This is a genomic window from Halomonas sp. R57-5 (assembly GCF_900070345.1).
Lineage (GTDB): Bacteria > Pseudomonadota > Gammaproteobacteria > Pseudomonadales > Halomonadaceae > Vreelandella > Vreelandella ventosae_B.
In genome coordinates this window covers 1,083,221-1,097,071 of the sequence record NZ_LN813019.1, presented here as the reverse complement: position 1 = coordinate 1,097,071, position 13,851 = coordinate 1,083,221, and the positions used below count along the sequence as shown (strand labels likewise).

The 13,851-nt window shown below is 57.7% G+C and carries 12 protein-coding genes; 6 read left to right on the top strand and 6 right to left on the bottom strand.

Annotated elements, in window-relative coordinates; translation table 11 throughout:
* Window positions 1-35: 35 nt before the first annotated feature.
* From HALO_RS04910 to HALO_RS04900, 3 genes are read right to left on the bottom strand one after another with little or no spacing between them, the layout of a single operon-like run.
* Window positions 36-695, bottom strand: a complete 660-nt coding sequence (locus HALO_RS04910) for a DUF1007 family protein (RefSeq protein ID WP_035585580.1) — start codon at window positions 693-695, stop codon at window positions 36-38.
* On the bottom strand, window positions 692-1,051 hold the full coding sequence (locus HALO_RS04905) for a hypothetical protein (RefSeq protein WP_035562000.1): 360 nt from the start codon (window positions 1,049-1,051) through the stop codon (window positions 692-694). The genes HALO_RS04910 and HALO_RS04905 overlap by 4 nt, the downstream gene beginning before the upstream one ends.
* Window positions 1,048-1,602, bottom strand: a complete 555-nt coding sequence (locus tag HALO_RS04900) for a hypothetical protein (protein ID WP_035585582.1) — start codon at window positions 1,600-1,602, stop codon at window positions 1,048-1,050. The genes HALO_RS04905 and HALO_RS04900 overlap by 4 nt, the downstream gene beginning before the upstream one ends.
* A 106-nt stretch (window positions 1,603-1,708) precedes the next feature.
* Here HALO_RS04900 and HALO_RS04895 point away from each other — a divergent pair, with 106 nt between their 5' ends.
* Together HALO_RS04895 and HALO_RS04890 are read left to right on the top strand one after the other, a co-directional pair.
* On the top strand, window positions 1,709-2,842 hold the full coding sequence (locus HALO_RS04895; RefSeq protein ID WP_035585584.1) for a glycerate kinase: 1,134 nt from the start codon (window positions 1,709-1,711) through the stop codon (window positions 2,840-2,842).
* A 237-nt stretch (window positions 2,843-3,079) separates the two neighbouring features.
* Window positions 3,080-3,556, top strand: coding sequence for a Dps family protein (locus tag HALO_RS04890; protein ID WP_022522067.1), 477 nt, complete (start codon window positions 3,080-3,082; stop codon window positions 3,554-3,556).
* Window positions 3,557-3,625: 69 nt separating this feature from the next.
* Here HALO_RS04890 and HALO_RS04885 read toward each other — a convergent pair whose 3' ends face one another.
* Both HALO_RS04885 and HALO_RS04880 read right to left on the bottom strand, forming a co-directional pair.
* Window positions 3,626-5,092: an aminoacyl-histidine dipeptidase gene (locus HALO_RS04885; protein WP_035585586.1), complete on the bottom strand. Its 1,467-nt coding sequence runs from the start codon at window positions 5,090-5,092 to the stop codon at window positions 3,626-3,628.
* Window positions 5,093-5,119: 27 nt separating this feature from the next.
* Complete coding sequence (locus HALO_RS04880; protein WP_050714126.1) at window positions 5,120-7,213, bottom strand: tRNA(Met) cytidine acetyltransferase TmcA; 2,094 nt, start codon at window positions 7,211-7,213, stop codon at window positions 5,120-5,122.
* Window positions 7,214-7,642: 429 nt separating this feature from the next.
* On the opposite strand from HALO_RS04880, the gene dctP reads away from it, so the two are divergent.
* From dctP to HALO_RS04860, 4 genes are all read left to right on the top strand, one after another.
* A complete protein-coding gene (gene dctP, locus HALO_RS04875) occupies window positions 7,643-8,746 on the top strand; it encodes a TRAP transporter substrate-binding protein DctP (RefSeq protein WP_035585590.1) in 1,104 nt (367 codons plus the stop codon).
* Window positions 8,747-8,808: 62 nt separating this feature from the next.
* On the top strand, window positions 8,809-9,312 hold the full coding sequence (locus tag HALO_RS04870) for a TRAP transporter small permease subunit (protein WP_035585592.1): 504 nt from the start codon (window positions 8,809-8,811) through the stop codon (window positions 9,310-9,312).
* Window positions 9,309-10,643, top strand: a complete 1,335-nt coding sequence (locus HALO_RS04865; RefSeq protein ID WP_035585594.1) for a TRAP transporter large permease — start codon at window positions 9,309-9,311, stop codon at window positions 10,641-10,643. The genes HALO_RS04870 and HALO_RS04865 overlap by 4 nt, the downstream gene beginning before the upstream one ends.
* Window positions 10,644-10,839: 196 nt before the next feature.
* A complete protein-coding gene (locus HALO_RS04860; protein WP_035585596.1) occupies window positions 10,840-12,525 on the top strand; it encodes an ABC transporter permease in 1,686 nt (561 codons plus the stop codon).
* Between the two features lie 6 nt (window positions 12,526-12,531).
* Here the strand turns inward: HALO_RS04860 and HALO_RS04855 are convergent, their stop codons facing one another.
* Window positions 12,532-13,635 (bottom strand): ABC transporter ATP-binding protein, encoded by a 1,104-nt coding sequence (locus HALO_RS04855; RefSeq protein WP_050713130.1) that lies wholly within the window; start codon window positions 13,633-13,635, stop codon window positions 12,532-12,534.
* Window positions 13,636-13,851 lie beyond the last annotated feature (216 nt).

Below are 13,851 nucleotides of genomic sequence, written 5' to 3'. Positions count from 1 at the left end.
AAAACAGCACGCCACTGCCTGTTTTCGAACAGCACCTAGCGACAATCAACTTGGCCGGTTTCGGCAAAATAGCGCCCCAGGCCTGGCTCACCACTCTCATCCTTGTCGAGCAGCGCCGCTTGCATCACCAGTTCAGGATCCGGGTCCGCGGGGAGAATAGCCAACTCACAGGCAGGCTCGCCGTGCAGTATCAGCGCATCATCCCGAGGCTGACCGTCCGCCTCCTCGTGCACCACTTCGATGTAGTAGGTGGGATCAAACACCTGGTAGCTAAGCAGGGCGTCTGTCAGCGGCTGCGGCGTTTCCAGCGGCAGGATAAACATAAAGGTCAGCCGCCCATCGCGCTCCATGGCGGTATACTCGCTTACCTCGCCCAATGCCTGGCGTTCACCGTTAATACGCACTTCAGTTAAGTAGTGCTGCGCGGCAAGGTTATCGCGAATCTCTTTGCCTAGCTGGTCGAGCCCCTGTTCGAGGCTGGCACCCTCTACCTGCTGGAGCTCTTCAAAAACCACCAGGCTATAAAAAGGGTCCATACGCCAGGTTTGATGCAGGCCACTCACCACGCCCTGATCATCGGTGATGACCCGCACACTCAGATCGATCCAACCGTGAGGGTGGGCATGGGCACCGGGGCTGACCAGAACGCTACTCATGCCCAAGCAAACGGCGACTACGCTACCTGCCCACTTCATGGCGCGACACCCAGTTTATGCTGCAAGGCGACCAGCCAAGGGTCGAGCAAATAGGGCGGCAGCGGCTGGTTGCCCCTCAACGCCGATACCCGCACACGGCTGCCACTGCCCTCTTCACTCACCTGCAACTGCAGCCGATACTCCGGCCAGCGAGCAAGCGATGCCTCAGCCCGCCCCAGCGATAGATCCGCATGGCGAACCACATAGCCCTGCTCCACCATCAACTCGACGGCTTCGCGGAAGGTTTCTTCTGATGAAGTGCTATAAGCCAACTCACGGGGCTCCAAGGGCGTGGTCGTTGCACAGCCGACCAATCCACCCAATAGCCCAATTAACAACCAGTGCCGAAGCGTCATAACGGCCTCCCGGTGGCGGGGACGGTTTGCGTAAAGCGGGTTTGAAAGCGCTGACAGAAATCGTCGTTGCTGGCACTGTAGGATTCGCGCAGATCACCCCAGTGATCGAAGCGGCGGATATCGCGGGATATGCGTATATGCGTATCGTCGACCAATAGCGACACACGCTCAAACTCTACCGGCTGCTGGCCTACGCCACCGCCAAAACTGCTCCCTATGCCGAACCCGACACCGGAACCTCGTCCGATACCCAAGCCACCAAAGACCCGCATTCCACGCCCATAGCCGTAGGCATCATCGTAAGGATCATAATAGCCGTGTAGCGCACGTTCCCGACTGGCGCTAATCAAACCCAAGGCGGTATCAGTAGAGTTCAGGGTAAAGCCCCATTCGGTGAGCACCTCAACACTGGTTTCTAACGCCCGCTCATGGTTGGCGGGAAAATAGCACGCAGCCGCAGGCGCTGGTTCCGCTTGCGGCAGGCGATCAGGAATCACTTGGCAGCCAGCCAGTGCTAGCAGACAGGTTAAGCTTATGGGTATCGACTTCATGTTAGATCCTCTAACGGACGAGGCCGCTGGTTTAGCTCGCCGAAGCTAGTCATGCTTAAATGAAATGACATTGTAGTGAAGACACTGTTTTGTGGAGAACGTGCTGATGAATGTTTTACTTTGCCCCGACAGCTTCAAAGATGCGCTGAGCGCCCAAGACGCCGCGGCCGCCATGGCGCGGGGCGTGCAGCGCGCCATACCCGAGGCGCACGTTCAAGCCTGCCCATTGGCTGACGGCGGCGAAGGCAGTTTAGACGCTCTGATCGCCGCCACCGGCGCTGAGCGGCGCCAGCTCAACGTTCAAGACGCCCTGGGGCGTCCTCGCCAAGCGGCCTGGGGCTGGCTGAGCGACCAGCGTACCGCGTTTATTGAGTTGGCAGAAGCCAGTGGTTTACAGCACCTCGGCGTCGATGAGCGCAATGCACTGCACACCTCCACCTTTGGAGTGGGTGAACTGCTGCTGGCGGCGCTGGATCAAGGCGCCGAAAAAGCGCTTTTACTGCTCGGCGGCAGCGCTACCAATGACGCTGGGGCAGGCATGCTACAAGCACTGGGCGTGCGCTTTTTAGATCAAAGCGGCAAACCGCTACCTCCCGGCGGCGCAGCGCTTAGCCAGCTGGCTAGCTTAGCGCTTGACGGGCTAGACCCGCGGTTAGCCAAACTCAGCCTAGAAGCCGCCGTTGATGTGGATAACCCGCTGCTGGGCGAGCGCGGGGCCAGCGCGATATTTGGCCCGCAAAAAGGGGCATCGCCTGAAGAAGTTGAACAGTTGGATCGAGCGCTTGGCCACTTCGCCGATATCAGCGCGCATGCATTAGGCGATGATTTCCGAACGCTGCCGGGCGCAGGCGCCGCGGGCGGCATGGGGTTTGCAGCCAAGGCGTTTTTAAATGCCACGTTAAAACCCGGTATTGAGATGATTATGCAGCAAGCGGATATGGCCTCGCACTTGGCCCGTGCCGACTTGGTCATCACCGGTGAAGGGCGTCTGGATGGCCAAAGCTTGTCGGGTAAAACCCCCATTGGCGTCTCCCGCGCCGCCAAGCGCCTTAACAAACCCGTTATCGTGTTGGCAGGCAGCCTAGGCGATGGCTGGCAGGCCTGCTTTGACGAAGGGGTAACGGCAGCGTTTACTTTGGCCGACGGCCCGATGACCTTAGCCGATGCGCTACCGCGCACCGCTGAACTGCTGGAAGCGCGCTGCGAAAGCTTGCTGCGGCTGTGGGTGCATAGTCCTTAAAACACCATGTGCAGCCCTTGAAAAAAGCCCTCATCGCCAGCATCTAATGCAATAGCCAAAGGGTAACGGCAACGACTTAATGTCGAAGCACTGATGCCAAAGAGCTATGGCAGCGATGCAAAAAACTTGTTTTGCACCGGCGCTAAGACACCCTATTCTGGTAACACGCATTAACCGCCGCACATTGCGACACAAACACTGTTGCATCAATATTGCGGCATAAAGAGGAAGCAGGATATGACTGATACCAATAGCATTGGCCTACACGAAGGTAGCGCTAGTCAACTCGCCGAAAAGCTCAACCACCTGCTGGCCAACTACCAAATTTTCTATATGAACGTGCGCGGCTACCACTGGAATGTTCGTGGTAACGATTTTTTTGAACTGCACGCCAAGTTTGAAGAGTTTTACACCGACCTGCTGACCAAAGTAGACGAAGTTGCCGAACGTATCCTGACCCTGGGCCACAAGCCGGTACACGCTTACAGCGACTACGTAACGCTATCGCGCATTCAGGAAGATAAAGACGTTCACGACGGTAACACCTGCGTCAAAGGCGTGCTCAAAGGGTACCAAACAATCATTGAGCTGCAGCGTGAACTGCTGTCGCTCGCCTCTGACGCCGACGATGAAGGCACCGCCGCACAAGCCGGTGACTACATCCGCGAGCAGGAAAAAACCATCTGGATGCTCAACGCCTATTTAAGCAAGTAAGCGTCATCTTTTGAGCTAAGAACGGCACCTTCGCTGCGTAGGTGCCGTTTTTGTGTTCGCGTGGGACGATCAGCGCTGATCGGCAAGATCCTCAATCAACGCCCGCAGCAGCGGCCAGAACTCTTCCACAGAGGCTAACTCCACCCGCTCATCCGGTGAGTGGGCGCCGCGAATCAGTGGCCCAAAGGAGATCATATCCAGCTGCGGGTATTTGCTGCCAAGAATACCGCACTCAAGCCCCGCGTGGATGACCTTCACCTCCGGCTCGCGGCCCAGCAGCGCCGCATGGCGGGCTTTAAAGGTCGCCAATAGCGCGCCATCAGGATTAGGCGCCCAGCCCGGGTAGCTGTTTTCCACCTTTACCCGCGCGCCAATCAACCCAAACAGCGCTTTAAAGCGATCCGCCATGGCGACCACCGCGCTGTCGTGCAGTGAGCGTACCAGGGCGCAGAGATGTAACCGCCCATTTTCGAGGCTTAGTACACCCAGGTTATTGGAGGTTTCTACGACCCCCGGCACATCGGCACTCATCCGCTCGACCCCACAGGGGGCGGCGTGAAGTGCCGCCAGCAGCATTACACTGGCGTCCAGGGTAAGCGGTTCCGCAGCGGGCAACTCAGCCAAACGCTGAGCGCTGATGTTAAGGCCGCTATCGCCACTACCCAGCTCCGTTAACAGAATTTTTTCCAGCCCCGCGATAGCGACCATCGCGGCGTCTACCTCATCGGCGGGCAGCGCCACTTGGGCAAACGCCTCCCGTGGGATTGCATTGCGCAAGGTGCCGCCGTGGTAGCTAATCAAGCGCGCATCAAACGCTTCCAAGGAGCGCAAAACTCGAACCAACAACCGGTTGGCGTTCCCCAGCGGTTTATGGATATCCGCACCGGAGTGGCCCCCCTTCAGGCCGGTCAAGGCGATCTCGATCACTCGCTCGTGATCACCAGCGGCGGCGCTGGGCAGCTGGGCATCCACTTCAACGTCGGCCCCACCCGCGCAGCCAATATAGACCTGACCACGATCTTCGCTATCCAGATTGAGCAGCAGCGAGCCTTCAAGCCAGTTCTCCGCCAGGTTCAGCGCACCGCCCATGGAGGTCTCTTCCTCCAGGGTAAACAGCGCCTCCAGTGGCCCGTGGCGAAGATCAGGGTCTTCCAGCACGGCGAGAATCGCCGCCACGCCCAGCCCGTTATCAGCCCCTAGGGTGGTGCCATCGGCGTGCAGCCAGCCGTCGGCCACATAGGTGCTGATCGGGTCACGGGTGAAATCGTGGGCGTGACCGCTATTGGCTTGCGCAACCATATCCAGGTGCCCCTGGAGCACCACGCCGGGTGCCTGCTCGCAGCCGGGAGAGGCCGATTTACGAAGGCGTAAATTACCGAAGCTATCGCGGTCGTGGGCGAGGCCCTGGGCATCGGCCCAGCTTTCGAGGGTAGCCACCAGTGCCGCCTCATGCCCAGAGGGGCGCGGCGTATTACACAGCGTTCGAAAATGGCGCCAAACCAAGCAGGGCTCAAGCGCGTCAAGATGTGCGTTCATAAAGACTCTTCATTATCGGTAACCGAACTACTTTACCTCAATGAGGCTATTCACAGCGAGGCGTAGGGCTTTTAAGGCGTCATTATGGGCATTCTCCAGGGCACTATTTTGAAACGCCCAGGCAGATAACTGTTGATGCGCCAGTTGCTGTGGCTCGGTTAAAGTGCGCTGGCTTGTTTCGCGGGCCAAGGCTTGCAGCGCCGTGCGAGCAAGCGCGGGGTCGCGATGGGCGGTGGCTACATCGTCAATATCCTGCCACTCGCGGTCACTCAGTGGCATGCTCGGCAGTTGAGCGAGCAGCAATACGAGCACTGGAGCGGGTAGCGCCTTGAGTTCAAACGCCAGCAGACTAGGCAAGCCTGCCTGGAAGCGCTCGCTAAGATCAGCAAGCACCGCCTCGCCTTCTGAATTCAGCGCTTTCGCCACCATTACAGCGAACTCACCGGTGGATACCTCCCGGGTAATGCCTAAGCGCACCGGGGTAAAACACTGCGCCAGCCAAAAGCGAAGCAGTGACGCCTCAGCGCCAAAAGTCGCCCCATAGAGCGCAACACCCTGCTGCGTGGCGGCGGCCATATCCTCGTCCAACAACGCTTGTCCCAAACCTTGGCGACGCCGTTCAGGGTGGCTAGCAATACGCACCACCCGCCGCCAGCGCGCCGTTAGCGCCGCGCGACTACCGGCGTGGGTCGCCAGCGATTGGGCCAACAAATGCCCCTGGCGACGCCGCTTACCACGGGCCACCTGGTCGGCTAGGGCTGGCTCAAAGCCGCCCTCTTCCCGGGTGACCAACACCGCCTGAGGCTCACCGGCCTGCTCTATCGTGCGTAGCTGGGTGCCTGGACCGTCAAGTAGTTGGCGCAGGTCGTTGGGAGAGGTGCGGTAGTGGGACTGCACCAGCAGTCCAAACAGCTTTTCCAACCCCGCGTCTTGCTGGGCAAGCAAGCCCTGATCAACCACCTGCGCTGCCACTGCGCTGCCACCCGGCTGCGCGATGGGCAGCGGTGCTTTTAACAACAGCAGTTGATTGACCAGGGTTTCCAGCGGGTCGCCGCTATGCCAGCGGATGGGGGCGTTCAGCGTTAGCGCTTTCCATTGGGGCGTCAGCCGCTCCAGGGTCGCGCGAAAGCGCAGCGCAAACCCTCTTCCCGAGCCCTCATAGCCGTGCACCGTGGTGGCGAAAGCAATCCGCGGAAAGGCGGCCAGCCACTGCTCTAACAGCGCAGCGGGAATCGCCGCCGCCTCATCAACCATTAAGTAGCTGCCATCACCGCCCTGCTGCTGGGCGTTAATCTGCTCGGTTAAGCCATCCGGGGGTAAAAAAATCAGCTCGCTGCCTTCGGCCAGCACGAAGTGGCCTGGGGCCACCCGACGGCCATCCGGGCAGAGTGCCGCGACCCGTTCGAATACGCTCTCCACTGCACTCAGCCGCGGCGCGGTGAGCACTATGCGTTGGGCTTTGCGCATTAGCAGCCGTGCGCAGGCGATACCCAGCGCGGCGCTTTTGCCGCGCCCGCGATCAGCGGTGATGACCAACGGACGACGCCGTTTCAAGCCAATCAATTCTTTCACTGCGTAGGCTTGGTCTGCGGTTAGGCAGTCACTATCAGCCGTTGCTGTGTTGTCTACTTTGCGCGCAGGCAGGTGAGGTAGATGCAACGACTGATCAACGTCCCAGCGCACTAGCTGAGCTGAGGCCTGCAACTGACGCGCCAAGCGCGAAAGATAGTGGCAGCTCAGCTCGGACCAGTGCCAGGGGTGGTCGGTAAAACGCGCATAGTCCGGGTCGGGTGCCGCTCCCCAAGGTTGTGGCGTGAGTAATACCAGCAAACCACCGGCAGTAATCGTGCCCGCCAGCGCCCCCAGTGCCTCAGGATCAAACCCCGTGCCGTGAGTGTCGAGCACTACCAGTTGGTGCTCTGCACCCAGGCGCATGCGCGCCTTGCGTGGCGATAGGTAGTTATCGCCCACCCACAGCGGCGCCTGCCAGGTGTGGGCTTGCCATAACGCCTGCGCGAGGGATTGGCACTGCTGAGCATCGCCGCTTAGCCAAACTAGCTGGCGCCAGCGGCGGCGGGCTAAACGCTGTGCGTGATGCACTAACGCGGCCACCCTTCGCATTTGCTGTTGGTTCTCTAACACGTGGTTCTTAAGCAATATAATTCCCTACTCCAGCGCGACTGCTTCCCATTACGTTAGCCTATCAGTGTATCAGCGTGCCGCTGAGCGCTTTGTGGCAAGCTTTCTACTTACAACTTTGGTTGAATAATTTAACTACTTTCAACGTTTTAAAGCGATCTCACCACTCACTATTACTCTAAGAATATTCGATAACTCGTTGTTTAAATTGCATATATAAAATTTTTTATAAAACCTAGCGATGAGGCCGCTTACATTACTGATATTGCACTGCAGCGGGGCTGTTGTGCTAATTTAGCTCTGCAGCGCTAAAAGCCCTTGTTTACGTAAACGTAATCCAGCGGTGCTGCACTTTCCTGCATTCAGGTAACCAACACTAATAACGCCACACGCCAAACCAGGAAATACATCATGAAAAAAATGACCAAATTCGCCCTCACCGGCCTTGCCGCTGGTATTGCCTTCGCTACGTTAACGACCACCGCCCAAGCACAAGAAGAGTGGACAATGACCACCACCTGGCCGGAAAACCTTGATCTGATCAAGATTGACCAGCACTGGGTGGAACTGGTCAATAAACTGGCGGGTGAAGAGCTGCAGATCAATTTCCGCGCAGGCGGTACGCTAATGCCCGGCACGGAAGTATTTGACGCCACTGAAACGGGCAGCATTGAAGCCGCAGGCGACTGGCCGGGCTATTGGGCAGGCTTAAACCCCGCCTTTTCGCCACTGGCCACCACGACCAGCCTGTTTAATGGCGTTGACTACCTCAACTGGATTCAGCAGTGGGGCGGCCGCGAGCTGTATGAAGAGATTTATGGCCAGTTCAACATGGTTTATCTCCCCTACGGCATCACTAACAATGAGTCGGGCTTTATGGGCCGTACCCCGATTGAGAGCATTGCCGATTTAGACGGCAAGCGTCTACGTCTTTCGGGTCGCGACCAGGGCCGCGTGCTTGAAGAGCTGGGCGGCTCCCAGGTCACCCTGGCAGGCGGTGAAGTCTACCAAGCCATTGAGCGCGGCGTCATCGATGCGGGTGAGTTCTCTACCCCTGGGGTCGACTTTAATGCAGGTTTTGCCGAAGTGGCCGACTACTGGGCAACGCCCGGCTGGCACCAGTCGGCCAGCGTATTTGGTGTGATGATCAATAAAGACGCCTGGGATGCGCTCTCCGAAGAGACCCAAGAGACCCTGCGCATCGCAGCGGACGCCACCATGGCATGGTCATTGGCCTGGTCTGAGCGCCAGTCCACCGAAGCCACCCAGAAGTTTATTGACGCGGGGGTAACGATCAACCAATTCTCTGAAGAGGATCTGGCACGCATCCAGGAGGTTACCAACGAGGTTATTCTACGCGGCGCTTGCGAAGACCCTGACCACGCCAAAGTCTACCAATCAATGATTGCCTATCTTGAGCACTATGCGACGTGGCGCGATGTTTCCGCACCCTACAATATGAGCCGCGTGATGGACAATCTGCCTTCATTGGAAGAGATCGAAGCCTGCCTGTAAGGCGCTTCTGTGCCGCCTCGGTTTCCGGGGCGGTTTTTTTGTGCTGACTGCGGAGATCTTCCATGAATGCGATTGCCAAGGCGATCGATGCCATCAATGAAGCCTTTGGGCGCATCATCGCCCCGTTGATTGCCATCATTACCCTGATTGTTCTGTTCGATATTGCGTCACGGTTTCTATTTGGGCGCCCCAGCGACTGGGCCTTTGACGTCACCAAAATGCTGTTTGGCGCCCACTTCATGCTGATGGCGGCCTACGGTCTCAAGCACCACGCCCATGTGGAAGTTGACGTGCTCAAGCGCTTGTTATCGCGTAAGAAGCAAGCCGTGCTTGACGTCCTCGGCTATCTGATTTTCTTTGTCCCCTTTATCTGGATGCTGATCACCCTGGGCTGGAGTTTCTTTGAACGCGCCTGGAGTCGCGGTGAAACCACCTACGGCATGGTCTCGATCCCGGTCTACCCGATTAAAGGGGTGATTGTGGTCGCCGCCATCCTGATCTTGCTGCAGGCTATTGCCATTGTGTTGCGCGCCATCATGCAGCTTCGCGAGGAGACATCAGCATGAACCTAAGTCCTGAATTACTCACGCTGGTCATGTTTGGCGGCCTAATGATCGGGCTGTTTATGGGTCACCCGCTGGCGTTTGTGCTGGGCGGTGTAGCAGTTATCGGTGCTTTTCTCGGCCCCGGTGAGCGCATACTCGGCACCCTGATCAACAATATTTTCGGTAACGCCATGGACAACTATGTGCTGGTGGCGATACCGCTGTTTATCCTAATGGCGCGGTTTTTAAACGACTCCGGCGTTACCGAGAAGATGTTTGACGCCATGCGCCTACTACTGGCGAACCTGCGTGGCGGTCTGGCGCTTACCGTGGTTATCGTCTCGGTGCTGCTAGCGGCCACCACTGGCATTGTGGGCGCCTCGATTGCGGTGATGGGCATGATTGCCCTGGTGCCAATGCTCAAGTATGGCTACAACAAAGAGCTCAGCGCCGGAGTCATTATGGCCAGCGGCTGTTTGGGCATTTTGATTCCACCCAGCATTATGCTGATCCTCATGGCCAGCTACTCACCGGTCTCCGTGGGCGCCCTGTTTGCTGGCGCGCTGATTCCCGGCCTGCTGCTCGGCGTTATGTACGCCCTTTACGTGTTGATCATCTGCTATATCAAACCCAGCTACGGCCCCAAGGTACCGGCGGAAGAGCGCGCTGAAGTCAGCACTAAACAACTGCTTATCATGCTGGCGAAGTACGTGCTCCCGCCCATGTCGTTGATTCTAGGCGTGTTGGGTGCGCTATTTACCGGCGTCGCCACGGCTACCGAAGCCTCGGCCATCGGCGTATTTATCGCCTTTATTCTGTTTATGATTTTTGGTGATCGCAAAATCAGCACCTGCTTCTGGACGATGATAGAAGCGGGTAAAACCACCACCATGGTCATGCTCGTATTGGTGGGGGCTACTGCATTCACCGGTGTATTCTCACGCGGTGGCGGTATGACCGTGATCAGCGAGCTGGTGCTGGCCATGCCCGGCGGCACCGTTGGGGCGCTAATCCTGATGCTGTTCCTGGTATTTATTCTGGGCATGTTCCTGGATTGGACCGGTATTGTTCTGCTGAGCTTCCCCATCATGCTGCCCATCGTCGAAACTATGGGCGTGGATATGTTGTGGTTCGTGGTGATGGTGGCGGTAGTGCTTCAGACATCGTTCCTGACCCCACCCTTTGGCTATGCACTGTTCTACTTGAAAGGTGTGGCACCACCCGGTGTCGAAATCGTCCATCTTTACAAAGCAGTGGTACCCTTTGTCGCGTTGATTCTACTCGCCTGTACGCTGATGGCGTTCTTCCCCTGGCTGATTACCGGCCTACCAAGCATGCTACTGGGTTACTAGGCCTTTCTTCCAAAGCTTATCCTCCAACCATTATGGCCCGCTCCGGCGGGCTTTTTTGCATTAATGACGAGCCTGCAAAGCTGCAGCAGGGCGTCGCCAATGCTACTATTCACGCCCGACACTATTTCGCATTAAGTGTGCTGCGCTACTTTCCGGCTTTTCGCTACTGCTTTCCGTCAATGCAAGGAGTGTTCGCTTGTTCAGATCCGGCTATCGCGGGCTATTCGCCTTCTCCTCTTCGCTTAGCCGTCGCGCTACCCCCTGGTCGATTGCCCTGATCGCGGTAGCGTTCGTGGTTGCCCTGCCCGTGCTTGTGGTATTTGCGCATATCGCGATGCCCACCGATGGCGTTTGGCAACACTTGGCCAGCACCGTACTTGGACGCTATTTGAACAACACCTTCTGGCTCGTTGTGACAGTAGGGCTCGGCACGCTCATCATCGGCACCGGCACAGCTTGGCTGGTCGTTATGTGCCGCTTTCCCGGTAAACGGCTATTCGAGTGGGCGCTGCTGCTGCCATTGGCGGTGCCCACTTACGTGATCGCCTACGCCTACACTGACTTTTTGCAGTTTGCCGGGCCGTTACAGAGCCTGCTGCGCGAGACATTTGGCTGGGGGTATGGCGACTACTACTTTCCCAATATTCGCTCGCTAGGTGGCGCCGCGACGGTGATTACCCTGGTGCTCTACCCCTATGTCTACCTGCTGGCCCGCGCCTCATTTCTGGAGCAGTCGGTCTGCGTGCTGGATGTGGGCCGCACCCTCGGCCGTGGCCCATGGAAACTGTTTGCCAGCGTCGCCGTACCACTGGCGCGTCCTGCGCTGGTAGGCGGAGTATCGCTAGTATTGATGGAGACGCTTAACGAGTTTGGCGCTGTACAGTTCTTCGGCGTGGATACCTTTACCACCGGTATCTACCGCACCTGGTTTGGCATGGGTGAGCAGGTGGCGGCAGCGCAGTTAGCGGCGTGCCTGCTCACCTTCGTGATTGTGTTAGTGCTGCTAGAGCGCTGGTCGCGGGGCAAGCGCCGCTACTTTCATACCACCAATCGCTATCAGCAGTTGCCGGAGTACGCGCTGCACGGCTGGCGAGCCGCGGCAGCGACGCTGGCTTGTTTAGTCCCGGTGCTGGTGGGCTTCTTACTGCCCAGCGGCATTCTGCTCAATTTAGCGCTGCAGGGGGGCGATTCTCTGTGGGGCTCGCGCTTTATTGGCTACGCCTGGAACAGCCTGGGGCTGGCAACAGTGGCAGCGCTGATCGCCGTGTGCTTGGCCGTTGTGCTGAGCTACGGCGTACGCATGCACGACACGACGTTTGCGCGGGTGGCTTCCCGGGTCGCCTCTATGGGCTACGCGATCCCGGGTTCGGTGGTCGCGGTGGGTATTTTAATCCCGTTTGCCTGGTTGGATAACGCCCTTAACACCTGGCTCAATAATCACTATGGCTACATCATTGGCCTGGTATTCAGTGGGTCGGCGTTTATCTTGCTATACGCCTACGTGGTGCGCTTTTTAGCCGTCTCGTTCAATGCCGTTGAGGCGAGCCTAGGCAAAGTAACACCCAGTATGGATGCCGCTTCGCGTACCCTGGGGCAAACCGCAGGCGGCACGCTGCGCCATATTCACACACCGATGATGCGCAGCAGCCTACTGGCAGCGGGGATTTTAGTCTTCGTTGACGTCATGAAGGAGCTGCCAGCGACGATTATTCTGCGCCCCTTCAATTTCGACACCCTGGCCGTGCGGGCACATAACCTGGCCTCTGACGAACGGTTGGCCGAAGCCTCCACCTCGTCGCTGGCCATTGTGGTGGTGGGCATTTTGCCGGTTATTCTGCTCAGCATGGCCATGCGCCGCTCACGTCCTGGTGCTCAGTCCTGATTAAGATTAAGCCGTGAACGGGAACACAAATACTTGTGAAAGGTCGAGGTGAATATCCACCGGTTGGCCTTCTGCGGGTAGAAACACCCCCGGTACGCGCGCGTGTAGGTGAGCCTCAAGGCCGTTTTCGCTATGGGCACACAGGTGTAGCAGGCTGGTGCGTCCGAGTAGCTTCGCCATTACCACATGGCTATGGCGATGCTCATCCGCTGGCAGATCTCGCTCAACAATGCGCAGCGCCTCAGGGCGTATCATGATTTGCGCGTCGCTACCCTCCGCTAATCCGGGGGCAGGCACCCGCCCAACAGGCGTGCTCACAGCACCATTATGCACTTTGCCCTGTAGCTCATTGACGTCGCCAAAAAAGGTCACCACAAAGGGGTCTTGAGGCGCGCAGTAAAGCTCGCGTGGCKTTCCCGTCTGCACGATTCGCCCATCGCGCATCAGCGCGATGCGATCGGCCATAAACATGGCTTCTTCGGGGTCGTGGGTTACCAGCAGCGTCGCCGCGCCGACCTTTTTTAGCACGTGGAGAGTATCGTCGCGGATGCGGTCACGTAGCCGCGCATCCAGACTTGAGAACGGCTCATCCAACAGCATTAAACGCGGCGATGGCGCCAGCGCACGCGCCAGCGCCACTCGCTGCTGCTGCCCACCAGAGAGCATATGCGGGTAAACATCCATATACGCGGCCATACCCAGCTGTTCAAGCAACTGTGCCGCCCGCTCGCGACGCTCACGAGAGGTTAAATGTTTAAGCCCAAAGGTGACATTTTCCAACACGGTTAGGTGGGGGAAAAGCGCCGAGTCTTGGAATGCCAGCCCAACATTACGCTTCTCCGGCGGCACATGGCGCTGACCTGGGCCTGCAATATAAACATCTTCCAAGGACACGCTGCCCTCTTGTAGCACTTCAAGGCCCGCAGCGATTCGCAGCAGCGTTGTTTTACCGCACCCCGAGGGGCCCAGTAGGCAAACTACCTCGCCTGGGGAAACGCTTAAATCCACGCCTTTTACTACCGTATGGCCATCATAGGCATGACGTACATTGTGCAGCGTTAACGCTGATGCGCTAGGCACCGCCGAGGCGACCTTCAGGGTTGCTGTCATAAATCACCACTTGCAGCTGGTCAAACCGCTCCGACAAACGTCTAAACGCGGATTGGGTACATTTGGAAGTTGTTTGCATTCTATTTTTTATTGGTGAGTTATGCACGCATCGCATTTCTTCTACCAATGTTTTACTAATAGGGTCTTGACGGACAGCATACGAAACGCTTCAATAACAATGTTAATAATGCAACTTATTATCATTTATTAAATAAG